Origin of the sequence: Pauljensenia sp. 20925_1_27, assembly GCF_041432835.1 — a bacterium.
Classification (GTDB): domain Bacteria; phylum Actinomycetota; class Actinomycetes; order Actinomycetales; family Actinomycetaceae; genus Pauljensenia.
Map to the genome: position 1 here is coordinate 215,473 of NZ_JAPWAH010000002.1, position 21,855 is coordinate 237,327.

General features: G+C 66.0%; 17 protein-coding genes. 1 reads left to right on the forward strand and 16 read right to left on the reverse strand.

All coding sequences use genetic code 11. From position 1 onward, the window contains the following. Positions 1-3 precede the first annotated feature (3 nt). The 12 genes from tsaD to glmS form a co-directional block, all read right to left on the reverse strand. Positions 4-1,059, reverse strand: coding sequence for a tRNA (adenosine(37)-N6)-threonylcarbamoyltransferase complex transferase subunit TsaD (gene tsaD, locus O3684_RS02470; RefSeq protein ID WP_500064909.1), 1,056 nt, complete (start codon positions 1,057-1,059; stop codon positions 4-6). A 63-nt stretch (positions 1,060-1,122) separates the two neighbouring features. After that, positions 1,123-1,377, reverse strand: coding sequence for a hypothetical protein (locus O3684_RS02475; RefSeq protein ID WP_500064910.1), 255 nt, complete (start codon positions 1,375-1,377; stop codon positions 1,123-1,125). Positions 1,378-1,560: 183 nt separating this feature from the next. After that, positions 1,561-2,304: a succinate dehydrogenase/fumarate reductase iron-sulfur subunit gene (locus O3684_RS02480; protein WP_016460287.1), complete on the reverse strand. Its 744-nt coding sequence runs from the start codon at positions 2,302-2,304 to the stop codon at positions 1,561-1,563. Next, positions 2,301-4,280, reverse strand: a complete 1,980-nt coding sequence (locus tag O3684_RS02485; protein ID WP_500062635.1) for a fumarate reductase/succinate dehydrogenase flavoprotein subunit — start codon at positions 4,278-4,280, stop codon at positions 2,301-2,303. Before O3684_RS02485 ends, O3684_RS02480 begins: the two co-directional genes overlap by 4 nt. A gap of 16 nt (positions 4,281-4,296) precedes the next feature. After that, positions 4,297-5,010: a succinate dehydrogenase cytochrome b subunit gene (locus tag O3684_RS02490; protein WP_034474786.1), complete on the reverse strand. Its 714-nt coding sequence runs from the start codon at positions 5,008-5,010 to the stop codon at positions 4,297-4,299. Positions 5,011-5,241: 231 nt separating this feature from the next. Next, positions 5,242-5,691, reverse strand: coding sequence for a ribosomal protein S18-alanine N-acetyltransferase (gene rimI / locus O3684_RS02495; protein WP_500064911.1), 450 nt, complete (start codon positions 5,689-5,691; stop codon positions 5,242-5,244). Continuing rightward, on the reverse strand, positions 5,688-6,383 hold the full coding sequence (tsaB, locus tag O3684_RS02500; RefSeq protein ID WP_500064912.1) for a tRNA (adenosine(37)-N6)-threonylcarbamoyltransferase complex dimerization subunit type 1 TsaB: 696 nt from the start codon (positions 6,381-6,383) through the stop codon (positions 5,688-5,690). Before tsaB ends, rimI begins: the two co-directional genes overlap by 4 nt. 9 nt (positions 6,384-6,392) lie before the next feature. Continuing rightward, on the reverse strand, positions 6,393-6,968 hold the full coding sequence (tsaE, locus tag O3684_RS02505) for a tRNA (adenosine(37)-N6)-threonylcarbamoyltransferase complex ATPase subunit type 1 TsaE (RefSeq protein ID WP_500062638.1): 576 nt from the start codon (positions 6,966-6,968) through the stop codon (positions 6,393-6,395). Continuing rightward, positions 6,961-8,235 carry an alanine racemase gene (alr, locus tag O3684_RS02510; protein WP_500064914.1) on the reverse strand — a complete coding sequence of 425 codons (1,275 nt, stop codon included), beginning with the start codon at positions 8,233-8,235 and terminating at the stop codon, positions 6,961-6,963. The genes tsaE and alr overlap by 8 nt, the downstream gene beginning before the upstream one ends. Positions 8,236-8,298: 63 nt before the next feature. After that, positions 8,299-10,071, reverse strand: coding sequence for a bifunctional ADP-dependent NAD(P)H-hydrate dehydratase/NAD(P)H-hydrate epimerase (locus O3684_RS02515; RefSeq protein WP_500064915.1), 1,773 nt, complete (start codon positions 10,069-10,071; stop codon positions 8,299-8,301). Between the two features lie 123 nt (positions 10,072-10,194). Continuing rightward, positions 10,195-11,094, reverse strand: a complete 900-nt coding sequence (locus O3684_RS02520; RefSeq protein ID WP_500064916.1) for a GRP family sugar transporter — start codon at positions 11,092-11,094, stop codon at positions 10,195-10,197. A gap of 329 nt (positions 11,095-11,423) precedes the next feature. Continuing rightward, positions 11,424-13,337, reverse strand: coding sequence for a glutamine--fructose-6-phosphate transaminase (isomerizing) (gene glmS, locus O3684_RS02525; protein ID WP_500064917.1), 1,914 nt, complete (start codon positions 13,335-13,337; stop codon positions 11,424-11,426). 88 nt (positions 13,338-13,425) lie between these two features. Between glmS and coaA the strand changes: the two genes are divergently transcribed. Then, positions 13,426-14,466: a type I pantothenate kinase gene (gene coaA / locus O3684_RS02530; protein WP_500064918.1), complete on the forward strand. Its 1,041-nt coding sequence runs from the start codon at positions 13,426-13,428 to the stop codon at positions 14,464-14,466. Between the two features lie 80 nt (positions 14,467-14,546). Here coaA and O3684_RS02535 read toward each other — a convergent pair whose 3' ends face one another. The 4 genes from O3684_RS02535 to O3684_RS02550 all read right to left on the reverse strand — a co-directional run bounded on the left by O3684_RS02535 (position 14,547) and on the right by O3684_RS02550 (position 21,764). Beyond that, a complete protein-coding gene (locus O3684_RS02535; protein WP_500064920.1) occupies positions 14,547-18,245 on the reverse strand; it encodes a cadherin-like beta sandwich domain-containing protein in 3,699 nt (1,232 codons plus the stop codon). A gap of 159 nt (positions 18,246-18,404) precedes the next feature. Then, complete coding sequence (locus tag O3684_RS02540; protein WP_500064921.1) at positions 18,405-19,337, reverse strand: carbohydrate ABC transporter permease; 933 nt, start codon at positions 19,335-19,337, stop codon at positions 18,405-18,407. After that, complete coding sequence (locus tag O3684_RS02545) at positions 19,334-20,245, reverse strand: carbohydrate ABC transporter permease (protein WP_500064922.1); 912 nt, start codon at positions 20,243-20,245, stop codon at positions 19,334-19,336. The genes O3684_RS02540 and O3684_RS02545 overlap by 4 nt, the downstream gene beginning before the upstream one ends. Before the next feature lie 106 nt (positions 20,246-20,351). Beyond that, on the reverse strand, positions 20,352-21,764 hold the full coding sequence (locus tag O3684_RS02550) for an extracellular solute-binding protein (RefSeq protein ID WP_500062646.1): 1,413 nt from the start codon (positions 21,762-21,764) through the stop codon (positions 20,352-20,354). Between the last annotated feature and the right edge of the window lie 91 nt (positions 21,765-21,855).

The following is a 21,855-nucleotide window of genomic DNA, read 5'->3' on the forward strand; positions in this document are numbered from 1 at the left end:
GCTTCAGGCGCGGGGCGCCATGTAGGTCGTCGTCAGCTCCATGCCCGAGTCCGGAGAGAAATCCCAATCCGAGGGCGGTAGGCCTGCCGCGACCAGCTCCGAGCCAATCGCAGCGATCTGAGCGCCATTGTCCGTGCAGAAGCGCAGCGGAGGCATACGCACGGCGACACCCGCGGCCTCGGCTCGCTCCGTCAGGAGGGCGCGCAGACGCGAATTCGCGGAGAAACCACCGCCCACGACGATCGTATTGCACCCGGTGTCCAAGGCCGCTCGCACAGCCTTCGCCGTCAGAGAGTCGTTAACTGCCTCAGAGAACGCCGCGCAGACGTTTTCCTTGCTGACACTCTCGCCTCGTGCGGTCGCACCCTCGATGTAGCGGGCGACAGCCGTCTTCAGTCCCGAGAACGAGAAGTCGTACTTGTGGCGTTCCTTGTCCTTGCCTGCGGCCAGGCCGCGCGGGAAACGGATTGCCTCGCGGTCCCCCTGCTGGGATAGGCGGTCCACGTGCGGGCCGCCCGGGTAGGGCAGGTTGAGGAGACGCCCGACCTTGTCGAAGGCCTCGCCGGCAGCATCGTCCAGGGTCCCGCCGAGCTCGACGACGTCCGTCGCGATATTACGGATCTCGAGGATGTTCGAGTGCCCACCCGAGACGACGAGGCCGATAAAGTGATCGGGCAGCGGTCCTTCGGCGAGCTTATCGACCGCGAGGTGGCCGATCACGTGGTTGACGCCGTACAGGGGCTTGCCCAGGGACGAGGCCAGGGCCTTCGCCGCGCAAATGCCAACCGTCAGAGAACCGACCAGACCCGGTCCGGCAGCAACCGCAATCGCGTCGATATCCGCGAGGGTAACGCCCGCCTCGTCGAGCGCAGCGTGCAGTGTCGGCAGGAAAGACTCCAGGTGCGCGCGCGAAGCAATCTCGGGGATGATGCCGCCGTAGCGGGCGTATTCATCCATCGACGTCGCCGTACGGTCGACGAGCAGCTGCGTACCGCGTACGAGGCCGACGCCGGTCTCATCGCAGGTTGACTCAATACCAAGGACCAGGGGTTCACTCACGTCCCTAGTTTATGCCTCGCGTGCGACCGCCGCCGCACACGCGCTCCGCCTTGGCGCCGCGAGTCAGGAGTCGGCGTCGATCTGGTCGCTGGAACGCGCGTTCGCAACGAACATCGCGACGCCCGCAATGGCAAAGACCAGCAGGCTCCAGGGGAAGAGCGAATCCGCAATCGGCTTGATCTGCGCAGAGCCAAAGAGAACGCCCAGGAGCAGGAGGACCGACAGGATCGCAAAGACGATCATCGCCGTGATGCCGATGGTCGCGCTGACCCAATAGCGCCGTGTGTGCGTGTTCGGGCCGTTTTCATCGAATTGCATGGCAGGACTCCTCTCTGAGCCGATGACCCTTTCATCATACGCCGCAAGCCGCGGCGCTACTCGTACTTTGGACAAGGCCGCGGCGTGCCTGTGACGACGACCAGACAATGCTACGAAGGCCGACAACAGCGGGAGGGCCCGGCGCATACGCGCCGGGCCCTCCGTGAGGCCACTCCAGATCGATCAGACGCCCTTGAAGGCAGCCTTGCCGAGCTGGCGGTTGAGGTTTGCGATCACGTCGAGCGGGATCTGCTTGGGGCAGACCGCCGCGCACTCACCGATGTTGGAGCAGGAGCCGAAGCCCTCCTCGTCCATCTGGTTGAGCATGTTGACCACGCGCTTGTAGTTCTCGGGCTTGCCCTGCGGAAGCAGGCCGAGGTGCGTGACCTTCGCGGAGGTGAACAGCATCGCGGACGCGTTCGGGCAGGCAGCCACGCATGCACCACAGCCGATGCAGGCGGCAGCCTCGAACGCACGATCCGCATCCTGCTTCGGGACCGGGGTCGCGTGCGCGTCGGGGGCTGCACCCGTGTTCACGGAAATGTAGCCTCCGGCCTGGATGATGCGATCCAGCGCGGAGCGGTTGACCACGAGGTCCTTGATAATCGGGAAGCCCTCTGCACGCCACGGCTCGATCGTGATGACGTCACCATCGTTGAAGGAACGCATGTGCAGCTGGCAGGTCGTGGTGACCTCCGGGCCGTGCGCGATACCGTTGATGACGATGCCACACTGACCGCAGATACCCTCGCGGCAGTCGGAGTCGAAGGCGATGGGTTCCTCGCCGCGCGCGAAGAGCTCTTCGTTCAGGACGTCGAGCATCTCCAGGAACGAGGACTCTTCCGAGATTCCCTTCACCTGGTATTCATGAATTGCGCCCTTGTCTTCGGGACCGTTTTGGCGCCAGATCCTCAGTGTCAGGTTCACTTGTAGCTCCGCTGCTTCAGCTCGATGTCGTTGTAAATCAGGTCTTCCTTGTGGAGGATCGGGGGCTCGCCGTCGCCGGCAAACTCCCAGGCCGCCACGTACAGGAACTTGTCGTCGTGACGCAGGGCCTCGCCCTCGGGAGTCTGGGACTCCGCGCGGAAGTGGCCGCCGCACGACTCTTCGCGGTGCAGGGCGTCGATGCACATGAGCTCGCCCAGCTCCATGAAGTCAGCCACGCGGCCGGCCTTCTCGAGGGACTGGTTGAGTTCGCCGATCGACTTGCCGGGAACGCGAACGTTCTTCCAGTAGTCGGCGCGCAGCTCACGGATCAGACCGATGGCCTTCTTCAGGCCCGCCTCGGTGCGCTCCATGCCGCAGTACTCCCACATGATCTTGCCCAGCTCCTTGTGGAACGAGTCCACGGAGCGCGTGCCATTGATCGACATGAGGGTGTCGATGCGTCCCTGAGCGGACTCGAGAGCTTCCTTGACGGAAGGCGAGTTCTCGTCCAGCTTGGGCAGGTGGAAGCAGTGCGCCAGGTAGTCGTTGATCGTGTTGGGCAGGACGAAGTAGCCGTCCGACAGGCCCTGCATGAGCGCCGAGGCACCCAGGCGGTTTGCGCCGTGGTCGGAGAAGTTCGCCTCGCCGGCCACGTACAGACCGGGCAGGTTCGACTCGAGGTCGTAGTCCACCCACAGGCCACCCATGGTGTAGTGGACGGCCGGGTAGATGCGCATCGGCACCTCGTAGGGGTTGTCGCCCGTGATGCGCTCGTACATGTCGAAGAGGTTGCCGTACTTCGCGGAGACGGCCGCCTTGCCCATGCGGGAGATGGCCTCGGAGAAGTCGAGGTAGACGCCGCGGGCGACACCGTCGATCTTCGGGCCGACGCCACGGCCCTCGTCGCACATGTTCTTGGCCTGACGCGACGCGATGTCGCGGGGCACGAGGTTACCGAAGGAGGGGTAGATGCGCTCCAGGTAGTAGTCGCGATCCTCTTCGGGGATGTCGCGCGGGTCCTTCTCGCAGTCCTCGGCGCGCTTCGGCACCCAGATGCGGCCGTCGTTACGCAGCGACTCCGACATGAGGGTCAGCTTCGACTGCTGGTCGCCGTGCTGGGGGATGCACGTGGGGTGGATCTGCGTGAAGCAAGGGTTGCCGAAGTAGGCGCCCTTGCGGTACGCACGCCAGATGGCGGTCCCGTTGCAGCCCATCGCGTTGGTGGACAGGAAGAACACGTTGCCGTAGCCGCCGGTGGCGAGGACAACCGCGTCGGCAATGAAGGTTTCGAGCTTGCCGGTGGACATGTCGCGGGCGATGATGCCGCGCGCCTTGCCCTCGTCGACAATGAGCTCAACCATCTCGTGACGCGAGTGCTCGGTGACGGTGCCCGCGGCGACCTGACGCTCGAGCGCCTGGTAGGCGCCGATCAGGAGCTGCTGGCCGGTCTGGCCACGCGCGTAGAATGTACGGGACACCTGCACGCCACCGAAGGAGCGGTTGTCGAGGAGGCCGCCGTACTCGCGGGCGAAGGGAACGCCCTGCGCGACGCACTGGTCGATGATGTTGGCGCTGACCTCGGCGAGGCGGTAGACGTTGTCCTCACGGGCGCGGTAGTCGCCGCCCTTGACCGTGTCGTAGAAGAGACGGTAGACGGAGTCGTTGTCGTTGCGGTAGTTCTTCGCGGCGTTGATACCACCCTGCGCGGCGATGGAGTGCGCGCGGCGGGCGGAGTCCTGGTAGAAGAACACGTCGACGTTGTAGCCCATTTCGCCGAGAGAGGCGGCGGCAGCGCCGCCCGCGAGGCCGGAGCCGACGATGATAACGCGCAGCTTGCGGCGGTTGGCGGGGTTGACCAGCGCGGCGGTGAACTTACGCTGCTCCCAGCGCTGCGCGATCGGGACGTCGTGGGGGGCCTTCGCGTCGGCGATCTTCTCGCCTTCACGGTAGAGGCCGTGGATGAGTGTATCGGTCATGATTGCGTGCCCTTCCTCAGTGGATCAAGCCGGTGACGATGGCGACGGGCGGGGCCATGAACATCACGAAGATGACCAGACCGACCAGGCCCGAGAGGACAACCAGAGGCTTGCGGGTGGCGGGACGCACCCAGCCGAGCGACTGGAACATGGACCAGAAGCCGTGGGAGACGTGGATGCACGCGCAGCCGACGAACACGGCGTAGAGGATCACGAGGACCGGCGACTGGAAGGACGCGATCATGCGGTCGTAGGGGGTGGTGACGTCAGCACCGAAGTTCGCGACCTTCGCGGGCAGGCTCACGGTGGTGAAGTGAGCGATGTGGAAGATCAGGATCAGCAGGATGAGGACACCGCTCATGCGCATGGTGCGGGCCGCGTAGGAGTCCGTGACGGACTTCTTGACGACGTAGCGGGTGGAGCGAGCGCGGCGCGAGCGCTTCCACGTGTAGGCGGCGGCCCACAGGTGGATCACGAGCATGAGCACCATGGCGGCGCGGAAGACCCAGATGAATCCGCCGTGCGGGAAGATCGGCACGAAAGCCTCTTCATGCAGCCAGTGCGCGTAGTCGTTGTAGACCTGCGCGCCCAGGAACATCTTGAGGTTGCCGTAGGAGTGGAACAGCAAGAAGAAAACGAAAACGAAGCCCGAGACGGCCATCAGCTGCTTAATAAAGACGCTGGTGGTCCACGCGCGGCGCTTCTTCGTTGCGACATTTTGAGTGGCCATGGAATGAGCATATCGACGCTTTTCGTCCGCCTCGTAGGACCATGGCACGAGGACCCGCGCACCCCTTGTCGACACGCTGTCATTTTCCGCTATTTTCCGCGGTTATCTGGCGCTCGTTGCCCCGCGATTGCAAGGAAAACACCTAGGACCATCGGCCCCATAAACAGGGGTCGAAAGGCACGAATTTTGATACACCGACCGCACCTATTTGGTGGTGGTGATCGCATCTCCTCAGGTCAGGGGTGCCCTCATCTCGATGGCCTCTTCGACCGGATTGCGGAAGTAGCGGGGACGGCGCCCAATTTCGGCGAATCCACGCGATTCGTACAGGCCGATTGCCCCCTCGTTTGAGGGACGAACGTCGAGGAAGATCTCGCGCGCCCCCGCCTCGCGCGACCACGCCAGAAGGGTGTCCAGGATGGCCCCGCCGTAGCCTTGCCCGCGCGCGTGGGAACGCACGCCGATCGTCATGACGTCGGCCTGGTCTCCCCCGACTTTGACACCGCCGTATCCGACGACGTCTCCGGAGGCATCCGTGGCAATCCAGTATCGTGAGGCCGGGGACGAGAGTTCTTCGGCGATCATGAAGGGGGTCCAGGGGTCTTCCGCGAAGATCTCGGCCTCGAGGGTGGCGACAAGGTCGAGGTCGCCTCGTCCCGCGACGCGCAGCGCGGCGTTCACAGGCGCGCGGTGGGCTGGCCCTGAATGTCCGGGCGACGCAGGTAGAGGGGATCGGTGCGCAGGCGGTCCTCCTCGCCGCGCGACAGGCGCGTGGCGACGATACGGCTCATGACCGCGGGATCGAGGCTCACCTGGGGGCCGAGGTCGGCGCGAGCGAGCGCGTCGGCGCTGTGCGCGGGGATCGGCGCTCCGGCGACGACGAGGCCGGGGGCGGAGCGCATGGCGCTCAGCAGCGTGGAAACGTCGCCCACCTCGAGGCGTCCCTTGAGGGTGACGTCGTCGGGTCCGGCGGCGACAAAGGCCCCCCAGTAGAGTTCGCGGCGGCGCGCGTCGGCGATCGCGTAGACGCGGGCGTCGGGGGCGAGCAGGTCGAGGCCCTGGCGGGCGATGACGTCGAGGGCGGACACGCCGTACGCGGGCACGCCTGCCACGGCGGCGAGGACGCGGGCGGAGACGAGGCCCGCGCGCAGACCCGTGAAGGGCGCGGGGCCGGTGCCCACGAGGATGCGATCAATGCCGGCCTGCGTGAGCTGGGCGGGCAGTCCGGCGGCCTCAAGGGCCTCGCGCACGAGCGGGGTGATCGATTCGGCGTGGTGACGCCCGGAATCGTTGTGGGCGCGGGCGATGACGCTGCCATCGTCAACGATGGCGACGGTGGTGGCGGCTTGGGTGTCCAGGGCTATCTCTCGCACGATGTGATCCTACTCGTCGGTGTCGGGCTCGTCGATGCGACGACCGCCGTGGGCAGCGACAATGCCGTCGAGCACGCCGTCCCAGCGGTGGCCGTGGGCACGCAGGACGATGACGCGTGTGCCGTCGTCCATGTGCTCCAAGTCGATGATGTCGCCGTCGGTCTCAGCCTGCCCGCCGGACGCGCGGCCCACCTCGATGGAGAGGCGTTCGTCGCTCATGGCCTCGGTTTTGCCCTCGCCCCACTCGACGACGGTGACGGCCTCGTCGAGGGAGGAGTCGAGGTCGAGGGTCTCAAGGTCGCTGAGGTCCTTGATGCGGTAGGCGTCGGCGTGGATCAGGTCGGGGCCGCCACTCAGGGAGGGATGCACGCGCGCGACGATGAAGGTCGGCGAGGCGACGCGTCCGCGCACGCCCATACCGACGCCGATGCCCTGGGTCAGGGTGGTCTTGCCCGCGCCGAGGCCTCCCGAGAGCATGACGAGGTCTCCGGCAGCGAGAATGCGCCCGAGGTCTTCGCCAAGCGAGCGCGTCTGGTCGGCGTCGCTCGTTGACACCTGGAACGTGGCGGTGATTGTGTCACTCATGCGTGTTCTTCTCCTGAGTGTGCGCTGTGTGGTCCCGGTAGGCACGCGGGATGTGGGCGCCGAGGTTGGTGACGATCTCGTAGTTGATGGTAGAGGCAGCGTCCGCCCATTCATCGGCCAGGGGTTCGCCGAGCGCGCCCGTGCCAAACAAGACGGCGGTGTCGCCCACGGCTGCGGGTGCGGTGCCGCTGCGCGCGGTCGGGGTTCCGGGCTCTCCCTCGGCGGGACCGAGATCAACCATGAATTGGTCCATGCACACGCGTCCGACGAGCGGCGCGTTGAGGAGGCCGGCCTCGGTGCGAACGACGACGCGAGCCTTATTGGATGCCGCGCGGAAGATGCCGTCGCCGTAGCCGAGGGGCACGAGGCCGATCCAGCGGCGCGTGGGTGCCACCCAGGTCCCCCCGTAGGAGAGCGGGGTTCCCTCTTCGATGACTTTGACGGACGTCAGCGGGGCGCGCAGCTCGAGGGCGGGGACGAGGTCGAGTACGTCGGCCGTCGCTACCGCGGGGTCGGGGCTTAGGCCGTACAGGCCGATGCCGGCGCGGACCATGTCGTAGTGGGCCTCGGGATGCCACAGGATGCCCGAGGTGGCGGACAGGTGACGGATGCGCGGGGTAATGCCGGCGTCGGCGAGGATCGCCAGGCCCTCCTCGAAGATGCGCACGTGGCTCGCGGTCGAGGCATTGCCCGCCTCGCTGGGGTCATCGGCGCGGGACATGTGGCTCCACGCGCCCACGACGTCGACGAGGCCGTCGTCTGCGGCCATACGCAGGGCCGAGGCCAGGGCGGGCAGGTCGGCCAGGGTGGAGCCGGCGCGCGACATGCCCGTGTCGATCTTGACGTGGACGCGGGCGGGGCGACCGACCGATCGGGCGGCGGCGCAGATGTCGGCGAGGACCCAGGTCCACGACACGGACAGGTCGATGTCGGCCTCGATCGCGGCCGCGAAGTCGGAGGATGAGGTGGAGATCCACGCAAGGATGGGCGCGTCGGCTCGGGCGACCCCGGCCTCGTCGAGGCCGCGGCGCAGTGCGAAGGCCTCGGCCAGCTGGGCAACCCCCAGCCAGTCGGCACCACCGTCCAGGGCCGCGAGCGCGACGGGAACGAGCCCGTGCCCGTAAGCGTTCGCCTTCACGGTGGCGAGCTGGAGCGCGTCCGGGGCTGCGGCCCGCAGGACGCTCAGGTTGTGCTTGATGGCGGCCAGGTCGACGGCTGCCTGCGACGGGTATCCCCGTCCCTCGCTTTGAATGTCTGTGACAGTCACTCCCCTAGTATCTCACGCGAGTCAGACCGCGCAGCGCAGCGGAAGCCAGCGGCGTCTGACGTGTTACGGCCTGCGGTCGGCCAGGACGGAGGGAATTGCGGCCGCAATGTCGCTGGCCTGAATGGGGGCGCCGCCGTCGTGTCGATTCGCGGCGCTGTCGGCCGCGCGGGCGTGCAGACACACGGCTGCCGATAGGCGCGCCGAGGTCACGCACTGCGAGCGAGAGCCAGCGCTTGCTCGCGCACTGGCGCGCGCCAGGATTCCCGCGATGAAACCTGCCAGGACGTCACCGTTGCCTGCGATGCCGGCCCAGGACGTGCTTGTCGCGCTGACCGTGGGTTCGTAGACGCGCGTGAGCTCGGGGCGCGCGTCCGCGCCGCTGTCGGTCCCGTCAACGCGGGTAGCCGAATTTTCCTCCGCGTCGACGGCGACGTATTCGAACGAATAGACGATCGTCACGGGGCCCTTGAGGACGATGTGGCAGCCCGTGGCCTCGTGGAGGGCACGAGCGTAGTGCAGGGGGGCGGCTGCGACCTCGCGCTTCGTGATCGGCGTTCCGAGCGCGCTCAGCAGGCGCGCCGCCTCGCCGTAGTGCGGGGTGAGCACGGTGGCGTCGGGGGTGAGCGAGCCGAGAAGCTCGGGGACGAGGTCGAGTGCCCACGCGTCGATGACGAGCGGCATGCCCGACTGTCCGCAGAACTGGGCGAGTTTGAGCGCGTCCTCGCGGCGCTCCTCGTCCAGGCCGGGCCCGATAAGTGCCGCCTGAATGCGTCCGCCGGCCATGACGACGCCCGGCTGGTCGGCCAGCACGAGATCCTGGACGCGCCGGGTCGAGTTGAGGCGAGCCATACCCACACCCGCGGCGAGGGCCCCGCGCGTGGCGAGAATACCCGCGCCCGGATAGGTGTCGGAGCCGGCAACGAGGCCAACAACGCCGCGCGCGTACTTGTCGTCCGAGAATGCGGGAACGGGCACGGCGCAGTGGGCGCGATATTCATCGTCGTAGTAGTAGATGTCGCCCGCACCGATCGTTCCGTCAGCGTCGGGACGCGTGCTGGTGGCCACCTCGCTCCAATACATTCGCATCAGCCTCACCTCGCCGGAGTATTCGACGGCGGGCGGCAGGATCTGTGCGCGCTTGTAGGTGCCAACCGCGAGGGTGTGCGTGGCCCGCAGAATCGGACCGCGGACCGCGCCGTCGTCATCGGTGAGGCCCGACGGTACATCGATGGCAATCACTTTCTTCGGGTGCGCACGCATTGCGTCGTTCAGGCACGTCACCGTATCCGCGAGCTCGCCCGCGAGGGGCCCACGTGAACCGATGCCCACGATTCCGTCGATCCACAGGCGTGCACCGCAGATGGTGCCCCACTCGGGTGTTCCTTCGATGGAGCGCAGGGAGCGCCCGCCCAGTTCCACGATACCGACGCCCGCCTCTCGGGCGGCAGCCAGGCCTCGCGCATGACACGTGGGTTTGAGCAGAAATGCTGTGACAACCATCCCCTGCTCCGCCAGCAGCGCGCACGCGTACAGGGCATCACCGCCGTTGTCGCCTCCGCCAACGAAAGCGACCACGCAGGTGTCCAAGTCTTCGATGCGGGCCGCCGCCTCGTCAAGACCGATATCGTCTCGCAGCCTGGAGATGGCGGCCGCCTCCGGTATATTCCACAGCCACGCGAGCGGATCGGACAGGTAGCGGACACGATCGGCGACCTTCTCGGCGACCTGGCGCATGTAGCGGTCGGGGTCCCCTTCCGCCGCGGCGGCTTCCACGTGCTGACGTTCAATGTCTCGTGCCTGCGCGAAAGACAGGGCGCGACCGTCCAGAATCAACATGGGGCAATTCTCCCACACGTGCCGACCCTCGCAGGGCAGCGGGTGAGGGGGAAGAGGCTAACAAACACGGCGGCGAGGCACACGCCCCGCCGCCGTCAGATGTTCAGATAGTCGCCGCGCCGATCAGGCGACGTCGAGGGTCTTCGCGACCCCCGCGAGGACCGCGCCCACGATGACGAGGGCGACGCCGATGATCGTCCAGCGCAGCTCCTTGCGCGAGCGCGTCTCGTGGAGCCAGAGGATGCCCAGCGGCGTGGAGATGAGGATTCCGAGCTGGGAGAGGGTAAAGCCCGTGCCCGCGCCCAGGTTGTTGGAGTTGAGCTGGAGCAGCAGGATGGCGGTACCCCACAGGACGCCGTTAAAAATCGAGGGGAACATGCGGCGGTGACGCAGCGAGTCCTCGGGGGCCACGCCGCCGCGGCCCTGGATCGCGAAGAAGATCGCGCAGTACACGGTGTAGCCGACTGCCTGGGGCAGGAGGAACTCGGCGGGCGCGATCGCGAACCGCTTGATGATGAGCGGGAAGGCGACGAGGCCCAGCGTCGAGGTGGTCAGCAGGAAGGTGCCGCGTTTCCAGTCGAGGGAGGCCGCGTCGGAGCCGGACTCGGAGCGCGACAGGAACCAGATGCCGACGATGAGGACCACGATGGCGGCGATTCCGTAGGGCAGCGCGCCGCCGTGGAGCCATTCGCCGAAGATCGCGATGCCCGCCAGGGACATGAGGACCAGCTGGCCGCCGGTAGACAGCGGCATCGTGCGGCTCATGCCCAGGACCGTGTAGGAGCGCAGCTGATCGCACACGCCGACGCCGAGGAGCAGGCCGGTCAGGAAGGACACGCCCAGGTTCAGGGGCGTCCAGGCGGGGTGCAGGAAGGGGGTGGCGACGGCGGCCATGAGCAGGCCGCCGAGGACTGCGCCCATGACTCGCTGGCGGTCTGATCCGCCGGTCTTTCCCATCAGCGTCGTGGCTACGCCGAAGAAGACAGAGGGCAGGATTCCGATAAGGATCATGGACAGGGTCATGTGCGCACCTCCTGGGGTGGTTACGGCCGTCGCGACACGAGGCCGGGGCAAACGTGCGTTGTTGGGTGCGGCGCGGATGTCGCCGTGGTTTCCACGCTAGTCTTCCCCTCCCCCTCGCTTGCAAACACATGAGCCGTTTTGGCTACTGTTTCACAGGGCTATCGTGAACGCATTCACGCTTTGGGACGCATCCGATGACGCAGCACACCCGCACACGTTTCTATCCGACGCCTCTATCGGCGCCGGTCCGCAAACGCGGCCCGGGCCTCGCCCCTCTATCAGGAACGAGGCCCGCCGCGTTCACGAGGCGCTAGCCCCGCACCGGTGGTTCACTCCACCGTCACGGACTTGGCTAGGTTGCGCGGCTGGTCGACGTCGAGGCCCTTGACGGAGGCGAGCTCGCAGGCGAAGATCTGCAGCGGCACGACGGTCAGCAGCGGCGCGTACAGGGTCGGCACGGGGGGCACGCGGAAGACGACCTCGGCGAACTCGTCGACGGAGGAGTCCCCCTCCTCGGCGATGACGATCGTGCGGGCACCACGGGCCCGGACCTCAGCGATGTTGGCCAGGACCTTACCGTGCAGCTCGGGGCGGCGCGGGGTCGGCACGATGACGATGACCGGCTGGCCCTCGTCCACGAGCGCGATCGGGCCGTGCTTGAGCTCGCCGGCAGCGAAGCCCTCGGCGTGGATGTAGCAGATTTCCTTGAGCTTGAGCGCTCCCTCGAGCGCGACCGGGAAGCCGACGTGGCGGCCCAGGTAGATGACCGACGTCGCGTCCTGCATCGTGCGGGCGAACTGGCGGACCGTCTCCCCGCTCTCAAGGACGCGGGCGATAGCCTCGGGGACGCGCGCGAGCTTGTCCATGTAGTCGGCGATCTCATCGGCGTACTTGTTGCCGCGCACCTGCGCCAGGTACAGGCCCAGGATGTAGCAGGCGGTGACCTGCGCGGTGAACGCCTTCGTGGAGGCGACCGCGATCTCGGGGCCCGCGTGCGTGAGGATCACCGCGTCGGACTCGCGCGAGATCGTCGATCCAGGCGTATTCACGATGGCGACGACCTTCGCGCCCTGCTCGCGGGCGTGGCGGATCGCCTGGATCGTATCCATGGTCTCGCCGCTCTGGGAGATGGCGACAACCAGCGTCTTTTCACCCACAACCGGGTCGCGGTAGCGGAACTCGCTGGAAAGCTCAACCTCGACGGGGATGCGGCACCAGTGCTCGATCGCGTAGCGGGCGACCTGTCCGGCGTAGGAGGCGGTGCCGCAGCCGATCATGATGACCTTGTCGACGGAGCGCAGCACGTGCTCGGGGATACGCACCTCGTCCAGAGCCAGGTGTCCGTGAGAGTCGATGCGATCCGCCAGGGTCGCGCCCACGGCCTCGGGCTGCTCATGGATTTCCTTCTCCATGAAGGTCGGCCAGCCGTTCTTGGTGGCGCGATCAGAGGAGAAGTCAACCTCGTAGGGCTTGCGCTCGACGGGGTTTCCGCTGGGGTCGATGACGGTCACGCCGGTCGCGGAGACGACCGCGACCTCGTCCTGGCCGACCTCGAGCGCGCGGTTCGTGTGTTCGACGAAGGCCAGGACGTCGGAGCCGAGGAAGTTCTCACCCTCGCCCAGGCCGATGACCAGCGGGGAGGAGCGGCGGGCCGCGACGATGACGTTCGGAGACTCGGTACTCACCACCAGCAGCGTGAAGGTGCCGTGCAGCTGCGCGGTCACACCGCGCATCGCGACGACGAGGCGACGCGCCACCTCCTCGTCCGCACCCGTCAGTGCGGCGACTCCGCCGGTGTACGAGGCCGCCTCCGCCTCGTTGTAGGCGCGCGCCAGCAGGTGGACAACCACCTCGGTGTCGGTCTCGGAGGAGAAGAACTCGCCGTCGGCGATGAGGGCGGCGCGCAGGGCATCCGCGTTCTCGATGATGCCGTTGTGGACGAGGGCGAAGCGCCCGTCCGGGCTCGTATGGGGATGGGCGTTCGCGACCGTCGGGCGCCCGTGGGTGGCCCAACGGGTATGCCCGATACCGGCCATGGCGTCGGCGGGGGCGTCCGCGTCAACTTCTTCGACGAGGTTGACAAGCTTGCCGACCGCACGGCGCACGTAGAGGCCGTTGTTCGAGGTCAGGGCAATACCCGCCGAGTCGTATCCGCGATATTCGAGGCGCGCCAGGCCACCGAGGACAACCTCGCGGCTACGCTGGGACGCCTTGCATGCAATATGTCCAACAATTCCGCACATACCACCCATTCCAACACACCAAACCCCCCTATCGGTCAGTAACGTGTGTCGCTTCACGCGGTGAACAAGTGCACACGACCACAAACAAGTGGGGCACAATGGGGTCGTGAGCACCACCGAGAGCCCCTCGACCGTCCCATTTCCGGCCTCGCCGAACGCCTCGTCCAACGAGCACACGCAGGCCTCTAGGCGCGGCGCGCCTAACCCCTACGCGCGCTTTGATCGCTGCGAGTGGGACAGCCTCGCCGATCGCACTCCCCTGCCGCTCACCCAGGAGGACATCGACCGCATCGCGTCGCTGGGTGATCCCATCGACATGACCGAGGTCGACACGATTTACCGTCCCCTGAGCGCGCTGCTGCAGCTCTACATCGACGGTCGCCGCCGCACCGCCGCCGAGCGCCACGCGTTCCTCGGCGAATCCGAGGCCCACTCGACCCCCTTCGTCATCGGCATCGCCGGCTCGGTCGCCGTCGGCAAGTCGACGGTCGCGCGCCTGCTCCAGCTGCTGCTCTCCCGCTGGGACTCCACCCCGCGCGTGGACCTCGTGACGACCGACGGGTTCCTCTACCCGAACCGGATCCTGCAGGAACGCTCCCTCATCGCCCGCAAGGGCTTCCCCGAGTCCTACGACCGCACGGCCCTCATCTCGTTCCTGGCCTCGGTCAAGGCGGGCAACCCGCACGCCCAGGCACCCGTGTACTCCCACGTCACCTACGACATTGTGCCCGATGCCTTCATCGACGTGGATCGACCCGACATCCTCATCGTCGAGGGCCTCAACGTGCTCCAGCCGCCGCGCTCGGCACCCGGCTCCGTGTCGGTGGCCGTCTCGGACTATTTCGACTTCTCCATCTACGTCGACGCCGACGAGACGTTCATCGAGCGGTGGTACGTCGACCGCTTCCTCAAGCTTCGTGCAACCGCGTTCTCGCGCGAAGACTCCTACTTCAAGACCTACGCATCCCTCACCGACGACGAGGCCGTCTCCACCGCGCACGTCGTGTGGAACGCGATCAACCTGCCGAACCTGCGCGAGAACATCCGCCCCACCCGCGAGCGCGCAACCCTCATCTTCACGAAGGGCGCCGACCACCGCGTCGAATCGCTGTCGATCCGCAAGGACTGACGTTCCTGCCCCGATCATGCATGAGACGAGGCCGCAGCCGGAAAACCCAGCCACGGCCTCGTCTCATGTCAAGCTAACGGTTAGCCGATCCACGCGCCCGAGGGGGCGAAGTGGTACCAGGACCACCCGATCAGTTCCCAACCGGTGGCCATGGAGCCATTACCGCGCAGGTAGAACCAGGTCGGGCCCTCCTGGTACCAGCCGGTGGTCATCGCGCCGTTGGTGCCCAGGTGGTACCAGGTCCCGCCGAGGAGCAGCCAGCCGGTGACCATAGATCCGGAGGGCGACAGGTAGTACCAGGCGCCACCATCCTTGACCCAGCCGGTGCGCATGACGCCGGAGGAGGACAGGTAGAACCAGGTTCCACCGATCTGGGTCCAGCCGGTGGCCATCTGCCCGGTCGCGGGGTCGAGGTAGTACCAGGAGCCGCGGTCCTGAATCCAGCCGGACTGCTGGGCGCCGCTGGGGCCGTGGTAGTACCAGTGTCCGCCGTCGTAGACCCAGCCCATCTTCAGGTAGCCGCTCGCGTCGAAGCGGTAGGTGAAGCCATCGATGACCAGAGTATCGTTGGCGGCGTAGGTGCCGTCAGAGTAGGCGTACCACCAGCCGAAGTATCCGGACTTCCACTGGCCGCTGCGAGGCTGGGGCGTGGGATCCGGGGTCGGAGCCGGGGTGGGATCCACGGTGGGCTGCGGCACCGGGGTGGGATCCACGGAAGGCTGTGGGTCCGGGGTCGGCTGCGGGTCCGGCGTGGGAGCCGGGTTCTCGATCGTCACCCAGTACAGGAAGCGCGAGTCGCCGCCACCAACGGCGTGAAGCACAACCTGCGAGGTCTCACCATCGCCGAGCTCGACTTCCTGCGTCGTCTTGTCGGCAGGGTTGACGAGCATCAGGTGCGCGTTCGCGCTCGGCTTCTTGACGGTCAGGGTGATGTCCTGAGCGGTCTCGGCCAGCGAGCCGTTATCGGTGCGCGGGTCGAGGAGGTAGGACGGGTAGTGCGTCTGGCCGGTCAGGGCGTTGACGACCATGAAGCCCTTGGGGGCCGTCGTCGAGTCGCCGAAGATCTCGGCGGACTTAGCGCCATCCAGTCCCTTCAGCTGTTCGAAGTAGCCGACGACGACGTCGCCGGGCAGACCGTCGTTCACGGAGCCGACGTTGGTCACCGACATGTCGACCAGGCCGACGGCCGCGTTGGCAGCCATGGCCTCGTCGCCGGAGGCGAAGTCACCGTACTTGTAGCCACTCAGCGAGGGGGTCGCCCCGCGAGCCGCGTACTGGCCGGGCTTGTAGGCGACGAACGTGGAGTTCATGGCCTTCGTGTAGTTACCGATGTAGCTGACGTTTCCAAAGATGTTGGAGAACTCGTAGAATGAGCGCGTCGGCGCACCGTCGTGGTCGATGATCGAGGAACGGTCGTAGCCGTTGTACTCCATGCGGAACAGGCCGAACCACTTCTGGCCGGTCGCTAAGCCCAGGGAGGGGACGATCGACTTTTCGGAGGCGGACACGTTCGCGTCCCAGTTGTAGTCCAGGTACTGGCCGTACAGGATCGGGGCGGAGCCGTCACCGGTGGTGCCCTTGAGGCCGTATTCGCGCTGCTTCTTCCAGGTGTTGGTGTTCAGCAGGTCCATGACGACCCTGCTCGGAGCCGGGCCACCGTTGGCGCCCCAGTAGTACTTGTCCCAGCTGAGCAGGTCGGGCTTGGCGTTCTCGACGTAGTAGCTCAGGTTCGCATCGCGGTACCAGGAGGGGTCGTCCCAGGAGTTGGCGTGAACGACGGCGCCGGGGATGTTTTGCTTGGACCAGGAGAACCAGTTCTTGAAGCACTCCGACTCGACGCGGTTGAAGCCACCCTCATCGCCGTACTGGATGTCGACGAGCGTGGAGGCGTAAGGCTTCATGTATTCGTTCATGAAGTCGTGGGGATCACCCGCGTTGCACATGCTGTTCTTGCCGGTGGGGGCCTTGGCGAGGGCCCACGGCGCGCCCTTGCCCAGGGACTCCATCATGGGGGTGTTGAACATGGGCAGGTCGTAGAACATGGGGAAGGCGCCGCCCGTCAGGTCACGCTCGTTGGCGTTAAAACCGCCGCGGCCGTAGCCCTCGGAGGGAACCCACGCGGGCATCATGACGCCGTACTGCAGCGCGAGGGCCTGGGCACGGTTGACGCCCCACTTGCCCTCTCCGGGGTCAAAGCCGGAGTAGCGCTCGTACATGGAGTTGTCGACAGCCGGAGTCACCGGGGTCTGACCGGCGGGCAGACCCCACACCTCGACGTCGTTGAAGGTGACGGCGGTGGCGATATTGCGCGGAGTCTGGGGCTCGGTCTCGTCGTTCATCCAGATGCGGATGTTCTTGGCGAGGTGGTAGGCGTTGAAGTCCCAGTACCACAGGCCGCGCGCGTCGCGTGTGAGCGAGCCGTGGGTGACAATAGTCTTCCACGGCCCGCCGTCGGCCTCCTGAACCGCGATGGCGACGGAGTTACCACCGTGCCAGGACGGCGCGCCAGCGGGCAGGGTCGGAGTGCCCCATCCGTTCACGCGGTGCACGTAGCGGGCCTCGCCCAGGTGCAGCTCGATGCCAGTAACGCTGCTCGACCACTCGTTCGCGCGGACGAGCGGGTCAGAGGTCCACGTGGTGGCGGGGTCGAGGTCGGTGAGGGCCGCGTTGTCGGCCTCGGTGCCGCCGTTAGCTGTGGCGGTCACGGGGACCATGACATTGCCGCGGAAGTCGGTGTCCACCTTGGTGATGTTGACGACGTAGGTGGCCTCCTTGCCGTCTTTGGACACGGTCGCGGTGATGACGTTCAGGCCGGTGGCCAGATCGAGGTTGGACACGCGTCCGTCCGCGTCGGGGGTCGCGCCGTTGATGGTGACGGTGGCGCCGTCGACCGTGCGGATGCGGGCCGAGACGGTGGTGGCGTGGTAGTAGCCGGTGGCCGTGTAGGTGTGGGTGTCGGGGGCGAAGTCCACGGGCTTGCCGGGCTCGCCGTAGGGCAGCTGGTCGATGACGAAGTCGACGACGAGGTCGGACGCGCCGGATCCCTGCTCGGGGGCCTCGGGGTGGGGCACAACGGGACGGGTCGCGGTGTTGTTGCCGCTGTTGTCGTCGCTGCCGTAGGAGGTGATGGCGTTACCCTCGGCGTCGCAGGGCAGGAGCTTGATGTCGGACAGCGCCATGTCCTTCTTGCCGGGGGCGAGGGAGCGCAGGCCCGTCAGGGCAAAGACACGCTTCGTGGTCGCCGGGAAGGTGACGTACTGTTCCTTATTGCCGAACTGCAGGTCGCTTCCGTGCGCGACCTCGGTCCCGCCGTCCCAGGTGCCCGCGGCGACCTTGGTCTTCCAGTCGGCGAAGGAGGCTTCTGCAGCCGGGTTTCCGGGGTCCTCATCGAAGGCGAAGACGCGGTATTCACCCGGGAACTGGTCGTTGCCGAGCGTCGAATCGTAGGTGGGGCGCGGGGTCAGGCCGAGGCCGCAGACCTGCGTGCCGGGGGTGGGGTTCTGGACGGCGACGGCGTGAGGATATTCGTCGAGGCCGCCCTTCCACTTGGTGGTCCAGAAGGTCTTGGTCGCGTCGGTGCGGGTTGTGTCGTCGTCGACGAGGGCGGCGATGGTGCCGTTGGGGGCGCTTTCGCCGACCTTCTCTTCGGAGGTCGCCCACAGGACGGTTGGGTGATACGGGGTGTCGGTGGCGGCAACGGCCGCGGTCGGCGCGAGGCCAAGCATGGTGGCCGCAAGAATCGGGGCTGAGAGCGCACCGATGATGGGTCTAGTCCCCATGAGTTTAACTCCTTCGTCAGTATGGGGGTGATGGCAGGGATAGGCCGTTAGACGGCCAATAATAAACAATCCCTAACACGTGTTAGTTTTTTGTGAAAAAACCTCCTTTTAGGTAGAGAAGATCCCCGCGGGTGCGAGAAGCACCCGCGGGGAGAGAAATCAGAACTTCAGACCGCCGTCTTCGATGCCGCGGAAGAAGAACTTCTGGCTGAAGGCGAAGACCAGGACGACGGGGATCATCGCAACGACAGCGCCGGCCAGCACCAGCTGGTAGGTCACGCCCTGCGGCGAGTTCTGGATGGCCGTCAGCGTCAGCATCAGCGTCTGCTTATTCGGGTCCGGCAGCATGAGCAGCGGGAAGATGAAGTCGGACCAGGCCCCGATAAAGGACGTCAGGCCGACGACCGTCAGGGTGCCGCGAACCTGGGGCAGGAAGATCGACCAGAAGCGACGTAGTTCGCCCGCGCCATCAATGAGGGCCGCATCTTCAATCTCGTCGGGAATACCCATGAAGGCTGCGCGCATCATGAGAATCTGGAACGGACCGATCATGGCGACCATCCACACGCCGGGAAGCGTGTTGTACAGGTCCAGCTGCACCATCATCTTGAACAGCGAGAGCATGATCGACTCGAAGGGGAAGATCATGGCGGACAGGACCACGAAGTACATGATGTTGCGCCCAGTCCACCCGCGCCTCGACAGCATGTAGCCGCCGATGCACGACAGGACGACGTTCGAGGTGACCGTCAGGGTCGCGAGAATCGCGGAGTTTTTGATGGACAGGAGGATGTTCGTGCGCTCGAAGAGCACGTAGAAGGAGTCCAGTGACCAGTGCTGGGGCAGCATCGTCGCCCCTTGGCCGAAGACGGATTCGCCGGGAGCCTTGAATGCAGCCATGAGGGGCAGGACGAGGGGGCCGACCAGGATGAGGGCGACGACGACGAGGAGGACGTAGCGGGCAAACAGGGCCCCGCCGCGCATCTGACGCGACGCCGTGTTGCGCCCCTGGCGCTCGAGGCAGCGCTCCTTGCGCCACTGCGCGAAGCGCTCGCCGAAGGAGGAGGGAGTGGTAGGCGTTGCGGTGCTCATGATTCTTCAGCCTTCCTCTGCAGGCTCTGCGAAGCGATGATGAAGCCGAAGGTGATGAGGAAGAGGCACACCGAGGCGGCGTCGCCCTGTCCCAGCGATCCGAAGGTCGGGTCCACGATTCGGTCTCGGATGTACATCGTGAGGGTTTTCGTGGGTGATGCGGAGCCGCCCAGCAGGTACACCTCGGTGAAGATCTTCAGGCATCCGATCGTCGTCAGGGTGGCGACGAGGAACATCATGACCTTGACGCCGGGGACCGTGACGGTGAAGAAGCGACGGATGGGTCCGGCACCGTCAAGTTCGGCAGCCTCGTACAGGGACTTGTCGACGTTCGCGAGGGCCGACAAGTACAGGATCATGTAGTAGGGCAGGCCCTGCCACAGGGTGATGATCATGGCGCAGAAGAGGATCAACCACTGATTCGACAGGAATGGAATCGGGTCGAGGCCCCACGACGCCAGCAGGTTATTGATGGGACCGCGCTGGTCGAGAAGGTAGCGCCAGGCCAGGGAGATGACGACCAACGAGGAGATGGCCGGCAGGTAGTAGAGGGCGCGGAAGAAGCCAATGCCGGGCACGTGCGACTTGACGAGGAGGGCCAGCAGCAGCGGCAGGAGCACCATCAGCGGGACGACGCACACCGCGTAGATGAGGGAGTTCGTCAGCGACTGCCAGAACTCAGGATCTGACAGTACCGCGGTGAAGTTGTCAATACCAACGAAGCGACCGATGCGCCCCATCGGCTTGGTCTTCGTGAATGACACGTAGACGGTCGTGATGAAGGGGTAGATGTAGAAGGAGATGACCGCGAGGACCGGGAGGGTCACCCACAGCCAGGGAACCCAGCCCGGGCGGAATCGGGCGGCGCCATTGAGGGAGCGCACCTGCGCGCTCTTACGTGTCGGCATACCAAAATCCTTAATGAGGGGTGCGTGGGGTCGTGAGCCGACGGCCCGACGCTGGGCAAGGAATGCGTCGGGGGCCGAGGCCAGGCCTCGGCCCCCGAGCGGTCAATCAGTCTCCGAGAGCCTTGAGCTTCTCGTTCATCTGATCCTGAGCGGTCTTGAGGGCGGTCTTGGGATCGACCTCACCGCGGATGGCCTTGTTGACGTTCTCAATGAGGGCGTCCTTCACGGCGCCGGTCGCGTAGAAGACGTCGGTGTAGGCCTCGGCGTCCTTGGCGGCCTTAGCGGCCTCCTCGTAGGCGGCCTTGAAGACCGGGTCGTCGGCGATCTCCGGCGGGTTGGCGACGAGCTTGTCGAGGGCGTCGGTGGCAGCCGGGAAGATGATGGCGCCGCCGTCGTGCGTCCAGGCGTACTCGTTCTCAGCGTTGGTGATCCACTCGGCGAACTTCATGGCCAGCGGGGCGTTCTGCGTGGTGACGGAGACGCCGATGTACTGACCCTCGAAGACGGGCTTGATGCCAGGGTTGGTCGGGAACGGGCCGACGCCGGTGTTCTGGTAGACCGTCTCGTTGTTCTTCTTGACGGACTTGAGGAACGAGGCGTTGGGCGTACCGAAGGCGAGGTTGCCGTCGGTGTAGGCCTTGCCCGGGTCGGGCTCGCCGGTCAGGGAGTCCTTCGGGATGGCGCCGGAGGCGTAGAGCTCGGAGAGCTTGGTGACGTAGTTGATCGCAGCCTCGTTGTCGGCGAAGTCGAAGGCGGTCTTGTCGGCGTTGAGCAGGTTGACGCCCATGCCGTGCAGCTGAGCGATCATGTACCACTCGGGCGAGCCATAGATGCCGTAGTCACCCTGCCCGTCGGCACCGACCTTGGCGGCATCCTCGAACAGCTCATCCATGGTCTTGGGCGGCATGTTCTCATCGAGACCAGCGCGCTTGAAGACCTCCTTGTTGTAGGTGGTGATGTAGGGGCCGAAGTACCAGGGCAGAGCCGTGTGGTGGTCGTTCGCACCGAGGGCGGTGGAGTCCCAAATGGACTTCACGAACTTGTCGCCGATGCCGGGGGCCTTGACGTCGTAGTCCATGAGGAGGTTGGACTTGGACAGGGCGAGGATGGTGGAGGAGGGAACGTTGATGACGTCCGCCATCTTGCAGTTCGAGGCCTGAGCGGTGACGGTCTGGTCGAACTCGGCGCCGCCGCCCTGGTCGGTCCAGTTGATCGTCACGCCGGGGTTGGCGTCCTCGAATTCCTTGATCTTGGCCTTGAAGAAGTCGCCGAAGTCGTTCTGCAGACCCTGGGTCTGGAAGGTGATCTGGCCTTCGACCTTCGAGGTGTCGATCTTTGAGTCGTCAAGGTTGCCCGCGGGGATGTCGCACGCGACGTCGGGCTCAGGGATGGAACCGGCAGCGGTCGAACCGCCGCTCGAGGTGGTGGAGCCAGAGCCGCCGTCATTGCAGGCGGCCAGGCCGAGGGTGCTGAACATGGCGAGGGCGACGACGCCGGCAGCCATCTTCTTCTTCAACATGCGAAACCTCCGTTGGTCCGTTTTTGTTGGTCGATCGATGGGATCGAGTCACTAACTATCTCGTGTTAGTTGATGTCTGAATCATAGCGGC